At 54.0% G+C, this 22,962-nt stretch carries 20 protein-coding genes; 17 read left to right on the top strand and 3 right to left on the bottom strand.

Annotation, left to right across the window (positions count from 1 at the left end; genetic code table 11):
* Positions 1–288: 288 nt before the first annotated feature.
* Positions 289–1,278: a VirK/YbjX family protein gene (locus LC431_RS23270; RefSeq protein ID WP_037036068.1), complete on the top strand. Its 990-nt coding sequence runs from the start codon at positions 289–291 to the stop codon at positions 1,276–1,278.
* On the opposite strand, the gene LC431_RS23265 is transcribed toward LC431_RS23270, so the two are convergent.
* Positions 1,275–3,008: an ATP-dependent endonuclease gene (locus LC431_RS23265; protein WP_223510373.1), complete on the bottom strand. Its 1,734-nt coding sequence runs from the start codon at positions 3,006–3,008 to the stop codon at positions 1,275–1,277. The genes LC431_RS23270 and LC431_RS23265 overlap by 4 nt on opposite strands.
* Positions 3,009–3,197: 189 nt before the next feature.
* Between LC431_RS23265 and LC431_RS23260 the strand changes: the two genes are divergently transcribed.
* The 7 genes from LC431_RS23260 to LC431_RS23230 all read left to right on the top strand — a co-directional run bounded on the left by LC431_RS23260 (position 3,198) and on the right by LC431_RS23230 (position 12,772).
* On the top strand, positions 3,198–4,097 hold the full coding sequence (locus LC431_RS23260; protein WP_013574765.1) for a lysine exporter LysO family protein: 900 nt from the start codon (positions 3,198–3,200) through the stop codon (positions 4,095–4,097).
* A 166-nt stretch (positions 4,098–4,263) separates the two neighbouring features.
* Complete coding sequence (hcp, locus tag LC431_RS23255; RefSeq protein ID WP_013574764.1) at positions 4,264–5,916, top strand: hydroxylamine reductase; 1,653 nt, start codon at positions 4,264–4,266, stop codon at positions 5,914–5,916.
* Positions 5,917–5,922: 6 nt separating this feature from the next.
* Positions 5,923–6,936, top strand: coding sequence for an NADH oxidoreductase (hcr, locus tag LC431_RS23250; protein WP_223510372.1), 1,014 nt, complete (start codon positions 5,923–5,925; stop codon positions 6,934–6,936).
* Positions 6,937–7,231: 295 nt separating this feature from the next.
* Positions 7,232–8,953 carry a ubiquinone-dependent pyruvate dehydrogenase gene (gene poxB / locus LC431_RS23245; protein ID WP_217244196.1) on the top strand — a complete coding sequence of 574 codons (1,722 nt, stop codon included), beginning with the start codon at positions 7,232–7,234 and terminating at the stop codon, positions 8,951–8,953.
* 77 nt (positions 8,954–9,030) lie between these two features.
* Positions 9,031–10,044 (top strand): low-specificity L-threonine aldolase, encoded by a 1,014-nt coding sequence (ltaE, locus tag LC431_RS23240; protein ID WP_013574761.1) that lies wholly within the window; start codon positions 9,031–9,033, stop codon positions 10,042–10,044.
* Positions 10,045–10,126: 82 nt separating this feature from the next.
* The gene (locus LC431_RS23235) at positions 10,127–11,581 is read left to right on the top strand and encodes a DUF2867 domain-containing protein (protein WP_112151154.1); all 1,455 of its coding nucleotides are present in this window, start codon (positions 10,127–10,129) and stop codon (positions 11,579–11,581) included.
* A 156-nt stretch (positions 11,582–11,737) separates the two neighbouring features.
* The gene (locus LC431_RS23230; RefSeq protein ID WP_013574759.1) at positions 11,738–12,772 is read left to right on the top strand and encodes an NAD(P)-dependent oxidoreductase; all 1,035 of its coding nucleotides are present in this window, start codon (positions 11,738–11,740) and stop codon (positions 12,770–12,772) included.
* A gap of 22 nt (positions 12,773–12,794) precedes the next feature.
* Here the strand turns inward: LC431_RS23230 and LC431_RS23225 are convergent, their stop codons facing one another.
* Together LC431_RS23225 and LC431_RS23220 are read right to left on the bottom strand one after the other, a co-directional pair.
* Positions 12,795–13,643: an N-acetylmuramoyl-L-alanine amidase gene (locus LC431_RS23225; RefSeq protein WP_255611247.1), complete on the bottom strand. Its 849-nt coding sequence runs from the start codon at positions 13,641–13,643 to the stop codon at positions 12,795–12,797.
* Positions 13,640–13,966 (bottom strand): heavy metal-binding domain-containing protein, encoded by a 327-nt coding sequence (locus tag LC431_RS23220; RefSeq protein WP_013574757.1) that lies wholly within the window; start codon positions 13,964–13,966, stop codon positions 13,640–13,642. Before LC431_RS23220 ends, LC431_RS23225 begins: the two co-directional genes overlap by 4 nt.
* A gap of 187 nt (positions 13,967–14,153) precedes the next feature.
* Between LC431_RS23220 and LC431_RS23215 the strand changes: the two genes are divergently transcribed.
* The 9 genes from LC431_RS23215 to sanA all read left to right on the top strand — a co-directional run bounded on the left by LC431_RS23215 (position 14,154) and on the right by sanA (position 22,877).
* A complete protein-coding gene (locus LC431_RS23215; RefSeq protein WP_013574756.1) occupies positions 14,154–14,735 on the top strand; it encodes a lipoprotein in 582 nt (193 codons plus the stop codon).
* Between the two features lie 210 nt (positions 14,736–14,945).
* Positions 14,946–15,674 carry an arginine ABC transporter ATP-binding protein ArtP gene (artP, locus tag LC431_RS23210; RefSeq protein ID WP_015689572.1) on the top strand — a complete coding sequence of 243 codons (729 nt, stop codon included), beginning with the start codon at positions 14,946–14,948 and terminating at the stop codon, positions 15,672–15,674.
* A 47-nt stretch (positions 15,675–15,721) separates the two neighbouring features.
* Positions 15,722–16,453, top strand: a complete 732-nt coding sequence (gene artJ / locus LC431_RS23205) for an arginine ABC transporter substrate-binding protein (protein WP_013574754.1) — start codon at positions 15,722–15,724, stop codon at positions 16,451–16,453.
* 12 nt (positions 16,454–16,465) lie between these two features.
* Entirely contained in the window at positions 16,466–17,182 is a 717-nt protein-coding gene (gene artQ / locus LC431_RS23200; RefSeq protein ID WP_013574753.1) for an arginine ABC transporter permease ArtQ, read from the top strand.
* A complete protein-coding gene (artM, locus tag LC431_RS23195) occupies positions 17,182–17,850 on the top strand; it encodes an arginine ABC transporter permease ArtM (RefSeq protein WP_112151156.1) in 669 nt (222 codons plus the stop codon). Before artQ ends, artM begins: the two co-directional genes overlap by 1 nt.
* 227 nt (positions 17,851–18,077) lie before the next feature.
* Positions 18,078–18,812, top strand: a complete 735-nt coding sequence (locus tag LC431_RS23190; RefSeq protein ID WP_013574751.1) for an arginine ABC transporter substrate-binding protein — start codon at positions 18,078–18,080, stop codon at positions 18,810–18,812.
* Positions 18,813–18,985: 173 nt separating this feature from the next.
* Complete coding sequence (cdd, locus tag LC431_RS23185; protein WP_015689569.1) at positions 18,986–19,870, top strand: cytidine deaminase; 885 nt, start codon at positions 18,986–18,988, stop codon at positions 19,868–19,870.
* A gap of 158 nt (positions 19,871–20,028) precedes the next feature.
* The gene (locus LC431_RS23180) at positions 20,029–21,726 is read left to right on the top strand and encodes an NAD-dependent malic enzyme (RefSeq protein WP_013574749.1); all 1,698 of its coding nucleotides are present in this window, start codon (positions 20,029–20,031) and stop codon (positions 21,724–21,726) included.
* Between the two features lie 227 nt (positions 21,727–21,953).
* Positions 21,954–22,877 carry an outer membrane permeability protein SanA gene (sanA, locus tag LC431_RS23175; RefSeq protein ID WP_223510371.1) on the top strand — a complete coding sequence of 308 codons (924 nt, stop codon included), beginning with the start codon at positions 21,954–21,956 and terminating at the stop codon, positions 22,875–22,877.
* The last annotated feature ends 85 nt before the right edge of the window (positions 22,878–22,962 follow it).

Here is a 22,962-nt window from a genome sequence, read left to right as displayed (position 1 = left end):
TTCAGCATCACGCATCAGATAACGCTTCAACTGCAAATGCCGGTCACTTACTGACTGGCATTTTTATTTATGGGGGAGAATGCTTCCGGCTTCAAGTCCTGAGCGTGAAAAAAAGTACATTTTTTAGACACAAATTGCTAAGACACATCATATGAGGATGTAAATCTAAACATCATCTCAACAAATTACATGCAATTTCTCCATAATTCCCACCGTTGTATACCTGTTTATTCTTGGCCTGATGAAATAGCCACCACAAAACTCTGGCTCACGACAACAGGTATTTCCATGACTACTTTCAGCTACCCTTCTGTAGAAAAGGCGCCACTTACCGGCCTTCAGTTAATGAAGGCATTGCTCACCCGTCAGATAACGCCGGGGCCATCATGGGAATTACCACGCTATCGCCTCAAATTCCTCTTCCGCACGCTGGCGCACCCGCGCAGAACGTTTGGGATGCTTGATTATCTGGCACAGCATCCGCAGCGCGACGAAATCCTGACCGCCATGCCCAGCCTGCCTTGTAAGCTGCACCGGGCGTATCAGTCGGCAAATATCACGCCGCAACAGGCGATGAAACGCATCACTGATCACTACGATATGATTGGTCATTGCCTGCCCGACGCGATTAATCACGGTTATCTGAATAAAAAGCCGATGGCGATCGCCACGCTGACAGGCAAAGAGGGGCAACATTTTTTTGTCGCCTTTAATGCCATCAGCCGTCTCGATAAAGAAGGCGAAGCCACCCTGACATTTAATACTCCGCAGGGTGAACCGATTGCGATCGTGACGTTTTCGTTTATTGAATATCAGGGGCGTCCTACGCTGTTTATCGGCGCGTTACAGGGGCCACGCGCGCACGTGGATCATCTGGAAATACAAACAGCGACCAAAGCCTGCCACGGTTTATTCCCTAAACGTCTGGTGATTGAAGCGCTGACCACACTCGCGGACGTCACCGGCATGCAGCAAATCGTGGCGGTGGGAAATCACACCCATATTTATGAAAACCCGCGCTACAAAAAACGCAAAGGCATGGTGTTTGCCGATTACGACAGTTTTTGGGAAACGCTGGATGCTAAACCGGGCGATGACGGTTATTTCCATTTACCTTCACAGATTGCCCATCGCCCGCTGGAAGAAATCGCCAGTAAACGACGCTCGGAATACCGTCGCCGTTACCAGCTGTTAGACGATCTGGAAACGCAGATCCGTCACACTTTTTCCAGCGGACATGGCAACCCCGTGATAACCGAAAACAGCCACGCCGCTTAATCCGCCCTGCCGCGTGCCAGCCATGCCACGCGGGAAAACATTTGCCGCAGCAGCGGAGGAATAGACGAGGTTCCCCGCAACGAGGCCGCAAGTGCCACATCAATCGCCAGATCTGGCTTCGAACTGCGGTGAATGGCTTTATCGATAATTCTTCTCGGCGACATCGGCACATTGTCCGGTATCGTCGCATTCTTGCGGTAAACGTCTTCGAAACCCTCGCGATACAGGAAGTGTTCGATATCCTGCGACGGCAACGCCGTCAGGCGATATCGCAGCGTATCGTTGTGGTTTTCCACGTTCGCAATCACTGTTGCAGCATATTTGCGACCGGCTTCGTCACCGTCGACCAGCGCATGCCATTCGATGCCCATTTGCCGCGCAAAACGCAGCAGAGGCTTCAGGCCACATTGTGCAAACTCAATAACCTTTATCCCTTCCGATTCAAAATGATAACCACACTGACGCGCCAGCTGGTTCAGCAACCAGACTTCGGTCTCGCCTTCCACCAGCAGCCAGCAGCGGGCGAATAAAGACGAGGGACGGTTAAAACGGATATGGAAAGCGATGCGGCGGCTGTCTTCCATACTCAGCCCTTCAGGACCGATGGCGTAAGCCGCGACGCGGCCGGACTCACGCACCAGTCTGCATATTTGCTCAACGGGCACCAGCGACAACAAATCGCCGGAGTTGGTGGTGGTGATACGCTGCAACGGCAACTGATCCAGTAATCCCCAGGCCACCGATAGCATGATCGGATGCAAACGGGTTTCGGGGTCTTCAATGAGTAACAGTGGCCGGGCATCCGGATGCAGCACCACCGAGCCTTTCGCCTGTAACAATGTCGAGAACATGCCAAGCAGCATCACCCGCATACTGCGGCTGTTGGGTTCGGCAATCATGCGATTGATGTTATCCAGCGAACGCCATGCGCGGCGGCTCTCCGCCCGGCCATGACGCTTTTGCTGCCAGGGTGCGCTGCTGGACGTCCCCTGCTCGGCAAAATAGTGTTCCAGCAACTGTCGCATCGCCGACAGGCCACTGCGCAGTTCACTGTTTTTCAGCGTCTGCGGGCTGTGAACCAATTCGCGCGTCAGTTCATCAAGCTGTTTTGCCAGCTCTTCATTATTGACTGCCAGCCGCGGCGCCAGTGTTTCGCTGCGCAGACGGCGAATAAAGCGCGCATCGCGTAAGCGTAATACCGGGTTCAGGCGGATCAACGCCTGCGCAAGCGGGTCAATCGTCGTCAGATTTAAAGGCTGACCGTTGGACGACAGAAAACTGCGCAGCGTCATCACGCTGCCATCGTCGTCCAGCTCTCCTTCAAGACGATAATAGATACGGTTCAGCTTATCGGCACATTTCACCCAAAGCGGTGAGAGCGGATTAAAGCGCGGCGACATATGATGACCGGCCTGGTTCTCGCAAAATGTAAACACCACGTGCAGGTACTGTGATTTGGCCTCCTCTTCGCCTGCCGGGAAATAGAAATCCTCCTCTTTAAAGCAGTACAATTTAGATTCGGGGGAAAGCAGCAGAGTTAACGCATCGAGCAGGCTGGATTTCCCCCAGGCGTTCTCGCCGATTAACACGGTGTTGGTCAGAAAGGATTCGGCCTGCCCCTGATGGGCAGAACCGGTAATCGATGCGCCACGTTGCGCGGGCTGCGTCAGCGTCAAAGACAGGCGGTTAATCCCGCGAAAACCGACAATATCAACACGTTCCAGATACATCAGACGCCTCCTGTGCGCTCAAAACTTTCCTGAGCATGGCGTTAAAAATCGGTTCAGGTCAAGCTCGCAGAGATATCTCTGCGTGCCGAAGCTGCTTTACAGTCAGATAACTTTTCGTTAGCGTGGCGGGCGGCATTTTATGTGCTGCACGCCACTCATGGGATCTTACTTTTCAGGGACTTTTGCATCATGTACTCCGGGCTGTTAATTATTCTTTTGCCGCTGATTGCCGGCTACCTTATTCCGCTCAAAAACCGTGCCCTGTTGCATCTTGTCAACCAGTTACTGAGCTGGATGGTGTACGTCATCCTGTTCATTATGGGCATCAGTCTGGCTTTCCTGGACAATCTCAGCACCAATTTGCTGCTGATTTTCAAATATGCCGCCGTCTGTTTCCTGTGCATCTTCGTGATGAACTACGCCGCGCTGTGGTTGCTGGAACGCCGCAAGCCCTGGAAAACGCAGTATAAACAGGAAAAATTGCCGTCCCGCATTCACATGGCACTGGAATCACTGAAACTGTGCGGCGTGGTGGTCGGGGGTTTTGCGCTGGGCCTGACACAATGGCACTGGCTTACCTTCGCGTCGCAGGCCAGCGAAATCGCGTTGTTATTCCTGCTGGCGCTGGTCGGTCTGCAACTGCGCAACAGCAGCATGACCCTGCGCCAGATTATCCTGAACCGTCGCGGCATGATGGTAGCAATCGTGGTGGCCCTCAGCGCCCTGATTGGCGGTGCACTTGCCGCACTGCTGCTGGGTTTACCGCTGAAAACCGGGCTGGCCATCGCCTCCGGTTATGGCTGGTATTCACTTTCAGGCATCGTTCTGACAGATTCTTTCGGACCGGTGATTGGCAGCGCGGCCTTCTTTAACGATCTTGCCCGCGAACTCTGCGCCATCATGCTGATTCCGACACTGGTGCGCAGCAGCCGTTCGACGGCTCTCGGCCTGTGCGGCGCGACATCCATGGACTTTACCCTGCCGGTGTTACAGCGCAGCGGCGGACTGGATATGGTGCCTCCGGCCGTGGTGCACGGCTTTATCCTCAGCCTGATTGCCCCGGTCTTAATGGCCTTTTTCTCTGCCTGATCCCTGCCCGTCCCGCTGCCATCCCGCAGCGGGAACCGCCCGGCAAAACTTGCGGTAAATCAACTCCGCGTCACTTTGTCTTAAAAATCCCTTCATTTCTGTCTCAGCCAGCTCTAGGCTTGCATCAAAACAAGCATTTCAAATGCAACTTTAAAAGGACCTCATTATGTTTTGTGTGCAATGTGAACAAACAGTCCGTACCCCGGCGGGCAATGGTTGCGCGTATGCGCAAGGTATGTGTGGCAAAACAGCCGAAACTTCTGATTTACAAGACTTACTGGTCGCGGTGTTAGAAGGTTTATCTGCCTGGGCACTGACCGCACGCGGGTATGGCATCATTGATGAAGAGATCGACAGCTTCGCACCCCGCGCCTTTTTCTCCACGCTGACCAACGTAAACTTCGATTCTGAGCGTATCGTCGGTTATGCCCGTGAAGCCGTTCTTTATCGCGAATCGCTGGCTACCCGCTGCCGTCTGATGGATGCGGAAATCACCATTAACCATCCGCTGGCCGCACTGGAACTGGTGAGCGATAATCTCAGCGAGCTGCAACAGCAGGCACAGCAATTTGCGCTCAACGGTGACAAAGCGCAGATCGGTGATGACATTCACGGCCTGCGTATGCTGTGCCTGTATGGCCTGAAAGGTGCAGCGGCGTATATGGAGCACGCGCATGTTCTGGGCCAGTCTGATAGCGCCATTTACGCCGAATATCATCGCCTGATGGCGTGGCTGGGCACGCAACCGTCCGACATGGGCGAGCTGCTCGCGAACGCGATGGCAATCGGCAAAATGAACTTTGGCGTGATGGCCATTCTGGACAAAGGTGAAACCGACGCTTATGGTCATCCGCAACCGACGGCGGTCAATGTCCGTCCGCTGGCAGGTAAAGCGATTCTGATTTCCGGTCATGACCTGAAAGATTTACAGATGCTGCTCGAGCAAACTGTCGGCACCGGTATCAATATTTACACCCACGGCGAAATGCTGCCGGCGCACGGTTATCCCGAACTGAAAAAATTCCCGCATCTGGCCGGTAACTATGGCAGCGGCTGGCAAAATCAGCAGGTGGAGTTCGCCAAATTCCCCGGCCCTGTCGTCATGACCTCGAACTGTATTATTGACCCGAATGTCGGCAATTATGGCGACCGCATCTGGACCCGCAGCATTGTCGGCTGGCCGGGCGTGCAGCATCTGGAAGGCGAAGATTTTGCGCCGGTCATTGCGCAGGCATTGCAGCTTCCGGGCTTCCGTTACAGCGAGATTGAACAGGAAATTACCGTCGGATTCGGCCGCCAGACCTTACTCAGCGCAGCAGACACCGTCATCGATCTGGTTGCCGCAAAAAAACTGCGCCACATCTTCCTGATCGGCGGGTGTGACGGCAGTCGCGGAGAACGCAGCTACTTCACCGATCTGGCGCTTAGCGTACCGCAGGACTGCCTGATCATGACGCTGGCCTGCGGCAAATACCGCTTCAACAAACTGGATTTCGGTACGCTTGAAGGCCTGCCTCGTCTGCTGGACGTCGGCCAGTGTAACGATGCCTATTCCGCCATTATTCTGGCCGTGAATCTGGCCGAGAAATTAGGCTGTGGTGTGAATGATTTACCGCTGAGTCTGGTGCTGTCGTGGTTTGAACAGAAAGCGATCGTGATCCTGCTGACCCTGCTGTCGCTCGGCGTAAAAAATATCGCCACCGGCCCGACGGCACCGGCCTTCCTCACCGATAACCTGCTGGCGATCCTGAATGAAAAATTTGGCCTGCGCGCAATCACCTCGGTTGAGCAGGATCTGAAAACCATGCTGCCGGAGTAAGCTGACATGAAATTTCCTTTATTTCCCGATCAGCCGACCGCGTTGTGCCAGAACCGCATGCAGGTGTATTCCGTCACACAGGAAACGCCGGATGTCCGCACACTGTCGCTGATTAATCACGATGTGTATTCGTACCGTCCCGGCCAGTTTGCTCTGGTGAATATTGGCCAGCGTGGTGACGTACAGCGTGCCTATACACTGTCTTCCACACCGGGCAATAGTCGCTTTATTCAGCTGACGGTGCGCCGCATCGGGGACGGCGTAGGTTCGCCATGGCTGACGCAGCAGGTTAAAGCCGGTGATTATCTCTGGCTGAGCGATGCGCAGGGGGAATTCACCTGCGATACGCCACAGCCTTTGTTGCTGCTGGCGGCTGGCTGTGGCGTGACGCCGGTTATGTCGATCACGCGCGATATTCTGGCGCATCATCCGGCGCAAAGCGTGCAGGTGTTTTACAGCGTGCGCAGCCCGCAGGACATCATTTTTGCCGAAGAATGGCAGCAACTGGCCGCAGCGTATCCGCAGCTTAATCTGACTCTTCTTGTGGAACAGGATGCAAAACCCGGCCAAATCGCCGGTCGCCTGAGCCAGGATCTACTGCAAAGTCAGGTGCCGGATATCCGTGAACGTCGGGTAATGATTTGCGGCCCTGCGCCTTATATGCAACTGGCCGGAGAATGGGTGAAACAACTGGGCGCAGTGGCAGAGAATATCGTCAAAGAGCAGTTTCAGGCACAGCAAACTGAAGTGTCTGCCGACCAGCAACTGACGCTGACCCGCCTGACACCGTTACAGAATTACCGCGTACCGGTGGGAACGACATTGCTGGCAGCCATGGAACAGCACAGTTTGCCGGTCACCGCAGCCTGCCGTGCAGGCGTCTGCGGCAGTTGTAAAACCCGGATACTTTCCGGTGATTACCAGACCACCAGCCGCATGACGCTGACCGACGAAGAGGTCGCTCAGGGTTATGTACTGGCCTGTAGCTGTCAGCTCCAGGGCGATGTCACCCTCGCCTGATCCCCCGCAGTAACTCACTGCCCGCTCATGACTTTTTACAGTCTGCGCGGGCAGATTTACAATTCTTCACCTCCCTCCTCCGCATATTTTTGTATGGTTTAAGGCTGAACATTCAAGGATGTAATCAGTGGACTATGCTTAATCCACTTATTTGAAAATTAGCCCTAAATCATTCGAGTTGGATCAAGGCGGCAACTGAGTGAATCGCCGGGAGCATACATAAGTATGTGACCGGGTTCGCGAAAGCAGCCAACGCAGAGGCAGCTCGAAGGATGACGGGCGCACCGGAGGGACTATGAAACAAAGCGTAGCAGCATACCTGGCGAAAACTCTCGAGGCAGCAGGCGTAAAAAGGATCTGGGGCGTCACCGGCGATTCCCTGAACGGGTTAAGCGACAGCCTGAACCGCATGGGTACCATCGAATGGCTGGGTACGCGCCATGAGGAAGTGGCCGCATTCGCCGCCGGAGCCGAAGCACAAATCACCGGCGAACTGGCGGTGTGCGCCGGTTCTTGTGGCCCGGGCAACCTGCATCTGATCAACGGCCTGTTCGATTGCCATCGCAATCATGTGCCGGTTGTCGCGATTGCCGCGCATATCCCGTCGAGTGAAATCGGCAGCGGTTACTTTCAGGAAACCCACCCGACCGAATTATTCCGTGAATGCAGCCATTACTGCGAACTGATCAGCAATCCCGAGCAACTCCCTCAGGTACTGGCGATCGCCATGCGCAAAGCCATTCTCAACCGTGGCGTATCAGTGATTGTGCTGCCGGGCGATGTGGCGCTCAAGCCTGCGCCGGAAGATGCTAAAGTCAGCTGGTATACGCCTGTGCTGCCAAAAGTCACGCCACAGCCTACAGAACTGGAAAAGCTGGCGGAACTGCTGAACGGCGCGACCAACATTACGATGATGTGTGGCAGCGGCTGCGCGGGTGCGCACGATGAAGTGATCAGACTGGCTGAAACCCTGAAAGCGCCGGTGGTGCATGCACTTCGCGGCAAAGAACATATCGAATGGGATAACCCGTACAGCGTCGGTATGACCGGGCTGATCGGCTTCTCTTCCGGTTATCATGCCATGCTCAATGCCGACACGCTGATCCTGCTCGGCACGCAATTCCCGTATCGCGCGTTTTATCCAACCGATGCCAAAATCATTCAGATTGATATCAATCCGGGCAGCATCGGTGCACATTGCCATGTGGATATGGCGCTGGTCGGCGACATAAAATCCACCCTGACCGCCCTTCTGCCGCAGTTGCAGGTAAAAAATGAACGCAAGTTCCTCGACAAGGCGCTGAAGCATTACGAGGAAGCGCGCAAAGATCTCGACGGGCTGGCGACGCCGAACGACAAGCAACCGATCCACCCGCAATATCTGGCGCAGCAGATTAGCCGCTTTGCCGCTGCCGATGCGATTTTCACCTGCGACGTCGGCACGCCGACCGTCTGGGCGTGTCGTTATCTGCAAATGAACGGCCAGCGCCGTTTGCTCGGCTCGTTCAATCACGGCTCGATGGCCAACGCCATGCCGCAGGCGATTGGTGCGCAGGCCATTGACCGCTCACGTCAGGTTGTGGCGCTGTGCGGCGACGGCGGATTTGCCATGCTGATGGGGGATTTCCTGACGCTGGCGCAGCAAAAGCTGCCGGTGAAAATCATTATTTTCAATAACAGCGTACTGGGCTTTGTCGCAATGGAAATGAAATCCGGCGGTTATCTGACGGATGGCACCGAGCTGAAAAACCCGGATTTCGCCGCTATCGCTGAAGCTGCAGGCATCAAAGGCATTCGGGTTGAAAAATCCTCCGATATCGACACCGCCTTGCAGGATGCGTTCGCCTACGAGGGGCCGGTGCTGATCGATGTGATCACCGCCACTGAAGAACTGGCGATGCCACCGCAGATAAAATTCGAACAGGCAAAAGGCTTCAGCCTGTACATGCTGCGCGCGGTGATCAGCGGCCGGGGCGACGAAGTGGTCGAACTGGCAAAAACCAACTGGCTGCGATAACCCCGACAGGGCTATAGTGCATGATTAAATAATCATACCTGCCCCCTTAAGGGGCATTCACCCAGAAGGAAGCCACGTTGATCGACTTACGCAGTGATACCGTAACCCGCCCCAGTGAAGCTATGCGTCAGGCCATGGCCCGCGCTGAAGTCGGCGATGATGTCTACGGCGATGACCCAACGGTAAATGCTTTACAGGACATGGCGGCAAAGTTGTGTGGCAAAGACGCGGCGCTGTTTTTACCAACCGGTACGCAGGCCAATCTGGTGGCGTTGCTGACGCACTGCCAGCGTGGCGAAGAATATATTGTTGGCCAGAAAGCTCACAATTATATGTATGAAGCAGGTGGAGCCGCGGTGCTCGGCAGTATCCAGCCTCAGCCGCTGGACATGGATGCTGACGGTTCTATCCCGCTGGATAAGATCGCGGCAGCCATCAAGCCCGATGATATCCATTTTGCCCGGACCCGTCTGCTGAGCCTGGAAAACACCCACAGTGGCAAAGTGCTTCCGCTGGATTATCTGCAAAAGGCGTTCGCCTTCACCCGTGAAAAAGGGCTGGCACTGCACATTGATGGCGCGCGTATCATGAATGCGGCAGTGGCACTGAACGTGGAATTACGTGAGATCACTCAGTATTGCGACACGCTGACCATCTGCCTGTCGAAAGGTCTGGGCGCACCGATTGGTTCCCTTCTGGTCGGCAGCAAAGAGTACATCCAGCGTGCTAACCGCTGGCGCAAAATGACCGGTGGCGGTATGCGCCAGTCCGGTATTCTGGCCGCAGCAGCAATTTACGCGCTGGAAAATAACGTTTCACGTCTGCAAGATGACCACGACAATGCACAGTGGCTGGCACAGGAACTGCGCAAAATCGGCGTAGAAATCGCTGAACCCGGTGCCCAAACCAATGTGCTGTACATTAAACAAAGCGCAGAACTGGCAGCCAAAATGGGGCCGTGGATGCAGGAGCGCGGTGTGATCATCAGTGCGGGGCCGGTCACACGCGTGCTGACGCATATCAATATCAGTCGTGAAGATCTGCAAAAAGTCGTGGCGCTGTGGCAGGAATTCCTGCATCAGCACGCCTGACAATCCGGTTGACGGCGATAGCCTGCGCGGGTATCGCCGTACTTTCTGCTTTATCTCCCTTACACTGACCGAGCAAATGGAAATGCCAATCACGACACACACTGGCCGGATCGTCGTTCTCGGTGCCAGCGGGTATATCGGACAACATCTGACGGCGCATCTGAGCCAGCAAGGTTTCAAGGTCACGGCCGCCGCACGCCGTATCGAATGGCTGCAACAGCAAAAATGGCCAAACGTCCGCTGCTGCTTCGCGGATGTCTATCAGAGTAAAACGTTGGCTGCCGCCTTTGAAGGCGCTGACGTGCTGGTGTATCTGGTTCACGCCATGGCAGAAGATGATGATTTACTGGAAAAAGAACGGCAGGCGGCGCAGCACACTCTGCTGGCACTGAAAGATTCCTCCATTAAGCACATTGTTTATCTCGGCTCAATGCAGCCGGAAGGCAATCATTCAGCGCATTTGCAGGCGAGAAAACTCACCGGCGATTTGCTGCGCATGAGTACTATTCCGGTGACGGAAATGCGCACCGGCATCGTGATTGGTGCCGGTTCTGCCGCGTTCGAAGTGATGCGTGACATGGTGTACAACCTGCCGGTGCTGACGCCGCCGCGCTGGGTTCGCTCAAAGTCGTCGCCCATTGCACTGGAAAATCTGCTTAATTATTTACAGGGGCTGGTGACACTGCCCGCCACTGAAAATCAGATTCTGGAGGCGGCGGGGCCGGAATACATCAGCTATCAGACGCTGTTTAAACGCTTTATCGCGATGAGCGGTAAACGCCGCTGGCTGCTCCCCGTTCCCCTGCCAACATCTTTTGTTTCGGTATATTTTCTCAGCCTGATCACCTCCGTGCCGACGTCACTGGCAAAAGCGCTGATCCAGGGGCTGAACCACGATTTACCGGCCGACAGTGAGAAACTGCAAAAGCTGATCCCGCAAACACTGATCCCCATTGATGAGGCGATCCGCAGTACGCTGGAAAAAGAACAGCAACAGATCATGGATTCACCGGACTGGGGATACGATCCTGACGCCCGTGCGCGCTGGCGTCCAGGCTACGGTTATTATCCGAAACAGGCGGGTTTCACGTTGGAAACGTCGGCGTCAAAAGCCGCATTATGGAAAGTCATTCAGCAGCTTGGGGGCGCTGAAGGGTATTTCTATGCCAACGGTTTGTGGAAAACGCGGGCACGGATCGACGATTTACTCGGCGGCGGCGTGAAATACGGCCGTCCGGATCGTGATTTCCTGAAACCTGGCGATAAAATTGATGGCTGGAAAGTGATCGGCCTGAAACCTCAGCGCGAACTGGCGCTGTTATTCGGCATGAAAGCGCCGGGGCTCGGTCGTTTAACGTTCACGATTACCGACCACGGTGAAAGCCGCAGCCTGGATGTGCGCGCCTGGTGGCATCCGGCAGGGTTCAGCGGCCTGCTTTACTGGTTCAGTATGATGCCCGCTCATCAGTTTATTTTTCGTGGTATGGCAAAACGCATCGCCAGCCTTGCCCGGCAGAAAGACCGTTGCGGACGCTAAAGAGGGTCATTTAATCTGCTTTCAGACACAGCTTTCCCCCTTTCCCATTGCAACCCGCACAATTTCACGAAAGAATGGCACCCTTATTGCTGAGGGGTGCCAGAACCCCGACGCTGACAACAATTTTTCTCTATTTATGAAGGCATTGGCCTGTATATGAAGGTTTTGGTTACCGGTGCGAGCGGCGGTCTTGGAAGAAATGCCGTTGAGTTTCTGCGAAATAAAGGCATCAAAGTCAGGGCGACGGGACGGAATGCCGCCATGGGATCGCTTTTGCAGAAAATGGGCGCAGAATTTATTCACGCCGATCTCACCACGCTGGTGTCTGCTCAGGCCAAAGCCCTGCTGGCAGATATCGATACCGTCTGGCACTGCTCAGGGCTGATGTCGCCGTGGGGCAGTGAACAGGAATTCGAGCTGGCGAATGTGCGCGCCACACGGCGTCTGGGCGAATGGTCCGCGGCATATGGTGTGGAAAACTTCGTGCATATTTCGTCACCGGCGATCTACTTCGATTTTCACCATCACCGTGATATTCAGGAAGACTTTCGCCCGCACCGTTTCGCCAACTCCTTTGCACGCAGCAAAGCCGCCGGTGAACAGGTGATCCACACGCTGGCATTGTCGAATCCACAAACGCATTTCACCATTTTGCGACCGCAGGGCATTTTCGGCCCGCACGACAACGTCATGATGCCGCGTTTGCTGCAAATGCTGAAATATGGCGGAACACTGATGCTGCCACGCGGCGGAGAAGCGCTGGTGGACATGACCTACGTTGAGAATGCCGTGCATGCAATGTGGCTGGCGACGCAGTCGCAGGCAACAGAATCAGGTCGCGCGTTCAATATTACAAATCAGCAACCGCGTCCGCTGTGTACGTTGGTGAAACAACTGATGGAAAATCTGGATATCAAATATCGCATCCGTTCGGTACCGTATCCGCTGCTGGATATGATGGCGCGGGGCATGGAGCGCATCAGCAAAAGCTCGCAGAAAGAACCGGTGCTGACGCATTACAGTGTGGCAAAACTCAATTTCGATCTCACGCTCGACACACAGCGTGCGCAGAAAGAACTCGGTTATGTGCCGGTGATTTCACTCGATCAGGGGATTATCCGCACCGCCGACTGGTTACGCGATCACGGTAAACTTCAGGGGCTGCACGGCATCGGTCCGAAACGCGACTGACCGTACAGGTCAGTCGCTGGTTTCAGTCGTTCTTCTCCGGAAACTGCTGTAACAGCGCCCGGACGATCGCTTCAGTTTCAGCATCCGCATGGCCGCGATAATCACTCTGGCGGAAATGCATCTGGAATGCCGCAATCACCCGACGCTGCTGACGCGGCGTCATATTATCTTCCACTGAATATCCGTACGCTTTCAGCAACACCAGCAACTGCGCCTGATCGACAGGCTGTTGCGGATTACGTCCCGCCAGATACTGATTCACCCGCGCCGCATCCGGCCACGCGCCAATCCCACGTTCGGCCATTTCCTGCCAGGGGAACAGCGGACCGGGGTCATCTTTGCGCTGCGGCGCGATATCGCTGTGCGCCACCACATTGCGCGGTTCTATCTGATAACGCGCGACAATCTCCTGGCTCAGATTAGCCAGTAAATCTATTTGCGCAGGCGGGAACGGATAGAATTTTTTGCCGAGCAAATAGTTGCTGTAGCCTTTGTTCTCCAGTTCGATGCCCACCGACGTATCGTTAAGATTGGTACGCCCGCGCCAGCTGCTGGCACCGGCATGCCAGGCGCGCATATTTTCAGGCACCAGTTGCCACGCCACCGGTTTACCCGCTTCAAGTGGCGGTTGCGCCGGGATCAGATAATGTGCGCTGACGTGCTCATCTGTAAGCGTATTTAATGCGTTGTCGAAATCTTCAGCGGTGTAATGGATCACCAGAAAACGGATCCGCTGATCTGCGCCCTGCGCCTGTCGCGCCGTTTCCAGCCGGAATGGCGCATCCGCGCGCTGCTGGCTGGCGTGCTGACAACCCGCCAGCATGAGTAATGCGACGGTGAACAGACCCTGTTTCACACGCTGACAGATCATTTGCGATGCACAATCACTGCGGTGCCGGACACGCTGACCATCAGCATGCTGCTGTCTTTGCCCACGGTTTCATAATCGATATCAATACCGACAACCGCGTTCGCACCGCGCTCTTTCGCCTGTTCTTCCAGTTCACGGAAAGCAATTTCACGCGCCTTGCGCAGCTCTTTTTCATAAGCGCCGGAACGCCCACCGACGATATCGCGCACACCAGCAAAGAAATCACGAAAAATATTTGCCCCTAAAATCGCTTCGCCCGTCACTACGCCGCAATATTCAGCGATGGTGAAACCTTCGAGGGTCGGAGTGGTTGAAATTTGCATGCGTATTCCTTATCAGTTGTCGTCCAAATCCTGGCAATAATGTCATTAATAGCATAAACCCTGCGTGAGAGATCAAGGTATTACCTTTGACTGATTTCTCTTCGTCATGCATTAAGCCAAATCGGTTTTATACTGTATGGTAAAGAACGTCATGGTGAAAATGTTCAATCTTTCAGTAAGGAATACAATGAAAAAGAAAACCCTTGTCGCCGCCATCCCGCTGGTACTGATGTTAAGTGCCTGCACCACGGTAGAACCTGCATATAAGGACATTGGCAGCCGCACCGCACCCTGTGTCGATGGCGGCCCTGACAGCGTTGCTCAGCAATTCTATGATTTTCGCATTAAACAAGGCGGCAGCGGATTACCCAATTCCAGCCAACTGGCCGCATACCGACCTTATCTGAGCACCGCATTGTATGATGCGCTGCTGAAAGCGCAGTCACATCCGAAAGTCGATATCGCCGCCTCACCGAACGAGAAAACGGGTGCTGGTTCTGGCGATGGTGACATTTTCTCCAGCCTGTTTGATGGACCGACGTCTGCCTCCGTAGACAGCGCCTCCACCATACCGAACACCGACGCCCGTAACATTCCCCTGCGCGTCACCTTCACACATGAGAAAGACAAAGGCGCATCGACAAGCTGGAAAGATGAAGTGCTGATGGTGCGTGAAGGCCAATGCTGGACGGTTGATGATGTGCGTTATATGGCAAACCTCGATTTCGCTTCAAGTGGCACACTGCGCCAGGTTTTAGAACACCAGTAAGCCATTCCTTTCTCTAAAATAGCGGTTGCATAATGTGGGTCAGTGATGAATATCGTCATTGACCAACATCCCCGTCACAGCGGTTTAACAATATGATGTGCTACACTTTGGCATTCCTGCGGTAACACATAATTTTTAAGCCGCGATCGTTGCATAACTATGCTGCGGAAGTTACCATCTGCGGCATCAATGGCTATTCACTATTTGCGCATGAGTATTCAACTTAATAGCATCAACTGCTTCTACGGCGTGCATCAGGCGCTTTTTGACATTCAGCTCGACTGCCCTGCCGGTGAAACTCTGGTTTTACTCGGCCCAAGTGGTGCAGGCAAAAGCTCCCTGTTACGTGTTCTGAACCTGCTGGAAATGCCGCGTTCAGGCACTTTGCAGATCGCCGGTAATACCTTCGATTTCACCCGCAAACCGGATGAAAAAGCCGTTCGCGAATTGCGTCAGAACGTCGGCATGGTTTTCCAGCAATACAATCTGTGGCCGCACCGCACGGTGCTCGACAACTTACTGGAAGCGCCTATGCGAGTGCTGGGGCTGACCAAAGACGTTGCGCTCGCGCGTGCCCAGAAATTGCTGACCCGTCTGCGTCTGACCGATTACGCCGATCGTTTTCCGTTGCATCTTTCCGGTGGCCAGCAACAGCGTGTGGCGATTGCCCGTGCGCTGATGATGGAGCCTCAGGTTCTGCTGTTTGATGAACCTACCGCCGCGCTTGACCCGGAAATCACCGCCCAGATCGTCAGCATTATTCGCGAACTGGCCGGCACCGGCATTACTCAGGTTATCGTGACCCACGAAGTTGAAGTTGCGCGTAAGACCGCCAGCCGCGTGGTGTACATGGAAAATGGCCGCATTGTCGAGCAAGGCGATGCCTCCGTTTTCGCACAGCCGCAAACCAAAGAGTTTGCCAGCTACCTTTCCCACTAAACTGTATTTCTATCAATACATTGATTGATGTTTCTACGGAGTTTGCGATGAAAAAATTAGTAATTGCCGCGGTTCTGGCTACCGTCAGTTTGTCTGCCAGCGCTGCTGATACCATCCGTTTCGCGATGGAAGCGTCTTATCCTCCGTTTGAGTTTGTAGACTCCAGCAATCAGATCCAGGGCTTTGACGTCGATCTGGCGAACGCCATGTGTAAAGAGATGCAGGCAACCTGTACGTTCACCAATCAGGCGTTCGACAGCCTGATCCCGAGCCTGAAATTCCGCCGTTTTGACGCGGTGATTTCCGGTATGGACATCACGCCTGAACGTCAGAAACAAGTGGCATTCACCAACCCGTACTACGATAACTCTGCTATTTTCATCGCCCATTCTGGTCAGTTCACTGACGTTGCTGCGCTCAAAGGCAAACGTGTCGGTATGCAAAACGGCACGACTCATCAGAAATACCTGATGGATAAGCACCCTGAAATCACCGCCGTACCTTACGACAGCTATCAGAATGCCGTACTGGACCTGAAAAACGGTCGTCTGGATGCCGTATTCGGTGACACCGCCGTGGTGAATGAATGGCTTAAACAGAACAAAAATCTGGCCGCTGTGGGTGACAAAATCACTGACCCGACTTACTTCGGTACCGGCCTGGGTGTTGCGGTTCGTCAGAACAATACCGAATTGCTGACTAAACTGAATGATGCTCTGGCAAAAGTGAAAGCAGACGGCACTTACAAAACGCTGTATTCAAAATGGTTCCAGCAATAAGTTTGCCTATCAATGACTGAATTCCAACCTTTAGCAAGCGCCGCCGGGATGACCGTCGGCCTTGCCGTTTGTGCGCTGATCCTCGGCCTGGTGCTGGCGATGATTTTCGCAGTCTGGGAATCCGCGCCGTGGAAGCCGCTTAGCTGGCTGGGCACCGCGTGGGTTACCGTGCTGCGCGGTCTGCCGGAAATCCTGGTGGTACTGTTCATCTATTTTGGTTCCTCACAGCTGCTGATGGTGCTGGCCGATGGCTTCAGCATCAATCTTGGCCTGTTCGCCATCCCGATCAAGTTGCCGATTGAGAACTTCGAAGTCAGCCCGTTTGTGTGTGGTGTGATCGCCCTTTCCCTGCTGTATTCGGCTTATGCATCGCAGACATTGCGCGGCGCACTGAAAGCCGTGCCGCAAGGGCAATGGGAGTCCGGTCAGGTGTTGGGCATGAAAAAGTCGGCGATTTTCTTCCGCCTGATCATGCCGCAGATGTGGCGTCATGCGTTGCCGGGGCTGAGTAATCAGTGGCTGGTGCTGCTGAAAGATACCGCGCTGGTATCCCTTATCAGCGTGAACGACCTGATGCTGCAAACCAAAAGCATTGCGACCCGTACGCAGGAGCCATTTACCTGGTATGTGATTGCGGCGTGTATCTATCTGCTTGTTACCCTGTTCAGCCAGTTCGTGATTAAACGTATCGAACTGCGTACCACACGCTTTGAACGGAGTGCATCCTGATGTGGGAATATTTACCTGAAGTCCTGAAAGGATTGCACACCAGCCTGACACTGACCGTGGCGGCACTGATTGTTGCACTGTTGCTGGCGATGATTTTCACCGTCGTTCTGACGCTGAAAGTGCCGGTTGCCAGCCAGATCGTTAAAGGTTACATCACGCTGTTTACCGGCACACCGTTGCTGGTGCAAATCTTCCTGATTTACTACGGACCGGGCCAGTTTCCGTCGATCCGCGAAATTCCGTGGTTATGGGAAGTCCTGTCGCAGCCGTGGCTTTGCGCGATGTTTGCATTGGCGCTGAACAGCGCGGCATATACCACACAGTTGTTTACCGGTGCGGTACGCGCTATTCCGTCCGGCCAGTGGCAGTCGTGCGAAGCACTTGGCATGTCGAAGCCGCAAACCTTGCGCATTCTGTTGCCGTACGCCTTTAAACGCGCGCTGTCATCGTATTCCAACGAAGTGGTGCTGGTGTTTAAAAGTACCTCGCTGGCCTACACCATTACTCTGATGGATGTGATGGGTCACAGCCAGCTGATGTACGGTCGTACGTATGACGTGATGGTATTCGGTGCGGCCGGTGTGGTTTATCTGTGCGTGAACGGGTTGCTGACCCTGATGATGCGCCTGATTGAGCGTCGTGCACTGGCATTTGAACGCCGTAACTGATAGCCAGAGAAGAATCTGAAGGGACGAGAAATCGTCCCTTTTTTTGTGCCGGAAAAAACATCCCCTTGTTTCAATTTATAATTTTTTAATCAAATTTATTGCATATAAATTCATTTAGTGGCACTTTATTCTCAGGTTTCACTTCCTGCCAGTTACCCGATTAGATTAATAAAATCAGTAAACTGTACCATGAAGGGAATGTCATTTTTTGAACAGGAATGTATTGCATGAAAAAGCTGATCCTCGCCGCCCTCTTGTCTGCCACGGTTTTCACTGCCACCGCTGCGGACACCATTCGTTTCGGTACTTCCGCCACGTATCCGCCGTTTGAATCTATCGGCGCTGACAACCAGATTATTGGTTTTGATATCGACCTGGCGAACGCGCTGTGTAAGCAAATGCAGGAAACCTGTACCTTCACCAATCAGCCGTTTGATGGTCTGATCCCGGCACTGAAATTCCGTCGTTTCGATGTGATTATTTCCGGTATGGATATCACGGAAGAGCGCAGTAAACAGGTGACGTTCACCCAGCCTTACTACGCTAACACGGCGATGATTATCGGGCCGAAAGGCAAGTTTGCTTCTATTGCGGACCTGAAAGGTAAGCGTGTTGGCCTGGAAAATGGCACCACGCACCAGAAATACCTGATGGAAAAGCATCCTGAAATCACTACCGTCGGTTACGACAGCTATCAGAATGCGATTCTGGATCTGAAAAGTGGTCGTCTGGACGGGCTGTTAGGCGACACCGCCGTGCTGAACGGCTGGCTGAAATCCAACCCGAATCTGGGTGAAGTCGGCGAGCTGATTAAAGATCCGCAATACTTTGGTACCGGCGTCGGCATGGCGGTGCGTCCTGATAATAAGGAACTGCTGGCGAAGCTGAACACAGCGCTGGAAGGGATCAAAGCTAACGGCGAATTTAAAAAGATCAATGACAAGTGGTTCCCGGCTCACTGATTCCCCGTCATCCTTTTTTAACAGCCGTCTGGAAAGGCGGCTGTTCTGCGTAACATCTCCCAAATATGCAACGAAGCAGAACTTATTACATCGAAAAAGTGACATTCATCACACTACATTCATGGAATGACTTTTACACTGTTCAACCGTAATCACTGCGAGATCGAATGTTTATGCACGCACGTTTTCACACCGCCTTTGCGGCACTCCCTGAAAATTTATCCTCCGCGCTTGAGCCGTTTTTGCGTCATGATGACTTCCCGGCAATGCTCACTGCGGCTGATGTTGCGCAGATAAAACAGGCGACCGGACTGGACGATGACGCGCTGGCATTTGCCCTGCTGCCTCTGGCCGCAGCCTGTTCCGTTACGCCTATCTCTCATTTCAATGTCGGTGCGGTTGCACGCGGAATTTCAGGCAATTTGTATTTCGGTGCCAACATGGAATTCGCCGGTGCACCGATGCAACAAACGGTTCACGCTGAGCAATCCGCAGTCACGCACGCCTGGCTGCGTGGTGAAACCCGTCTGGCCTCCATCACCGTGAATTACACCCCTTGCGGGCATTGTCGTCAGTTTATGAATGAGCTGACCAGCGGCACAGCGCTGGATATCCATCTGCCCGATCGTGATGTAGCAACACTTGGCGATTATCTGCCGCACTCCTTCGGCCCGAAGGATCTGGACATCACCACCCTGCTGATGGACCAAGTGAATCACGGTTACACACTGGAAAGCACCGACTCCCTGGCACTCATGGCACTGGATGCCTGCAATCAAAGTCATGCGCCTTACAGTAAGTCGCACAGTGGTGTGGCGCTGGAAACCCATAACGGCAAACAGTTCGGTGGCCGTTACGCCGAAAACGCCGCATTCAATCCGAGCCTGCCTCCTTTGCAGGCCGCGTTAATCCTGCTGAATATGTCAGGTGAAGATTGCCTGAAAGTGCGCCGTGCAGTACTGGTCGAGCAAAAAGATGCGTTGATCACGCAAAACGATGCCACGCGTGCCACGTTAAAAGCACTGGGCTGCAAAGATATCACCACGCTGACCTGCTGATAGTGTGAGCCGGTTAACACTAAAGACTCTGTTTCCGGAGTCTTTAGTTACATAACATTGTCATTACATTTGTCATTTGAAATCCTTATTTCCTCTCTGTTACCCTCACCGCTCCGAAATATAAAAAACAACATTCTGAAAACCGGAAGAGTAAAACGATGGAACTTGAATACGAAAGTAAACGCCCCCTGTACATTCCCCACGCTGGCCCGATCCTGTTAGAGTTTCCGTTACTGAATAAAGGCAGCGCTTTTACTGAAGAAGAGCGCAGCAACTTTAACCTTCACGGTTTACTGCCGGAAGCGGTGGAAACCATCGAAGAACAGGCTGACCGTGCCTACCGCCAGTTTCAGAATTTCAAAACCGACATCGATAAACACATCTATTTGAGAAACATTCAGGACACCAATGAGACACTGTTCTACCGTCTGCTGGACAACCATCTCAGCGAAATGATGCCGGTGATTTATACCCCGACCGTCGGCGAGGCCTGCGAACACTTTTCCGATATCTACCGCCGCGCCCGTGGCCTGTTCATCTCTTATCCCAACCGCGCCCACATCGATGACATGTTGCAGAACGCCACCAAACAACACGTAAAAGTGGTGGTGGTGACTGACGGCGAACGCATTCTCGGCCTGGGCGACCAGGGCATCGGCGGCATGGGCATTCCGATCGGTAAGCTTTCCCTGTATACCGCCTGTGGTGGCATCAGCCCGGCGTATACCTTGCCGGTGGTTCTGGACGCCGGCACCAACAATCCGCAGTTACTCAACGACCCGCTGTACATGGGCTGGCGTCATCCGCGCATTACGGGTGAAGAATATGAAGCGTTTGTTGATCAGTTCATTCAGGCCGTAAAAATCCGCTGGCCAAACGTGCTGCTGCAGTTTGAAGATTTCGCACAGAAGAATGCCATGCCGATCCTCGAACGCTACCGTGATGAACTGTGCTGCTTTAACGACGATATTCAGGGCACAGCGTCCGTGGCGCTGGGTAGCCTGATTGCCGCCAGTAAAGCCGCCGGGGGCAAACTGAGCGATCAGACAGTCGCCTTCCTCGGTGCGGGTTCTGCCGGTTGTGGTATCGCAGAACAAATCGTTGCGCAGATGAAATCTGAAGGTCTGAGTGAAGAAGAAGCCCGCGCCAAAGTCTTTATGGTCGACCGCTTTGGTTTGCTCACCGATAAACTGCCTAACCTGCTGGATTTCCAGAGCAAACTGGTGCAGAAAAGCAGCGCACTGGCCAGCTGGGGCATGGAAAGCGACAGCGTTTCCCTGCTGGATGTGGTGCGTAACGCCAGGCCAACCGTGCTGATCGGCGTTTCCGGCCAGCCGGGGCTGTTCACCGAAGAAATTATCCGCGAAATGCACAAACACTGTGCACGTCCGGTGGTGATGCCCCTGAGCAATCCGACGTCCCGCGTGGAAGCCACACCTGCCGATATCCTGAACTGGACAGACGGCGCCGCGCTGGTCGCCACCGGCAGCCCGTTTGCACCGGTGAGCCACAAAGGCAAGCTCTACCCTATCGCACAGTGCAACAACTCCTTCATCTTCCCGGGGATCGGGCTGGGTGTGATTGCCTCGGGCGCCACCCGCGTTACCGACGGGATGCTGATGGCCGCCAGCAGAACACTGGCAGAGTGTTCGCCGCTGGCCACAGAAGGCACAGGCTCGCTGCTGCCGGACGTTGACGATATTCAGGGCGTGTCTAAATGCATCGCGATGGCCGTCGGTAAGGCCGCGCAGTTGCAGGGCGTGGCGATGGTAACGTCAGAAGATTCTCTGTCGAAAGCCATTGAGCACAACTTCTGGGCACCGCAGTACCGAAGTTATAAGCGCACGTCTTTCTGATCCGACGGTAGTAAAAGAAGTCCGGCTATGATCCAGACCAATGCCTTATGCATTGGTCTTTTTTTTTCGTCCAAATTGCAGTACGTCGCGCAGATTAAGAAGTAATTCACTGAAAAGTGCTGAAAAAAGCTGCGAAGCCTGTGGATGCAGAGTCCAACGTATTGCGAACCCCGAACAGGTAAAGTAGCCTTGGATCCGATTTCCATCCGGTCATAACAGGGATACCTATGATTAAGCGACTTATAGCTGGCGTTTTCGGCATCATTATTCTGATGCTGGCTGTCGCTATTGGGCTTGATCAGTGGATAAGCTTACGTACCCAGCCCTACATTTATGACGAAGTACAAACCCTGCCGCACCGTCAGGTCGGCGTGGTGCTCGGAACAGCGAAGTATTACCGCACCGGCGTCATTAATCAGTATTACCTGTACCGGATTCAGGGCGCGATTAATGCCTACAACAGCGGCAAGGTAAAATATCTGCTGCTGAGCGGTGACAATGCACAGCAAAGTTATAACGAGCCGAGCACCATGCGCCGCGATCTGATTGCCGCCGGTATTCCCGCCAGCGATATCGTGCTCGACTACGCCGGATTCCGTACGCTCGACTCCATCGTGCGTACCCGTAAAGTCTTCGACACTAACGATTTCATCATTATCACCCAGCGTTTCCACTGCGAACGCGCGCTGTTTATCGCGCTGCACATGGGCATTCAGGCACAATGTTTCGCCGTACCATCGCCAAAAAATATGCTCAGCGTGCGCAGCCGCGAGATCTTCGCCCGCCTCGGCGCGCTGACGGATTTGTATCTGCTTAAACGCGAACCCCGCTTCCTTGGCCCGCTAATCCCTATTCCTGCGGTACACACCATTCCGGACGATGCCCAGGGCTACCCGGCGGTAACACCGGAACAACTGCTGGCATTACAACAGCAACTTGAAGCCGAGAAGAAAGCCGCTATCGCCAAAGCCGCGGCAGATAAGGCAGCAGCGGATAAAGCTGCTGCGGAAAAAGCGGCCGCAGACGAAGCGGCCAGAGTCAAAGCGGAGCAGGAAGCCAATGACGCCGCTCAGGATGAAACCGAGCATGCCGCACCGGCACCGCAACCTGAACCACCGAAACCGGTGGGCAGAAATCCTTTCCAGCAGTAAGAACCGGACTGCGCCTCCCCTTCGAAAGGGTTTGGCCTTTAGCGCCTCACCCTGCGAAAGGGGAGGGAGCAGTCCGGTTCCGAAT

It is taken from the genome of Rahnella sp. GSA61A (assembly GCF_019969905.1).
Taxonomy (GTDB): Bacteria; Pseudomonadota; Gammaproteobacteria; order Enterobacterales; family Enterobacteriaceae; genus Rahnella; species Rahnella aceris.
The sequence above is the reverse complement of the archived record's forward strand: the minus strand, read 5'-3'. Positions and strand labels throughout refer to the sequence as shown.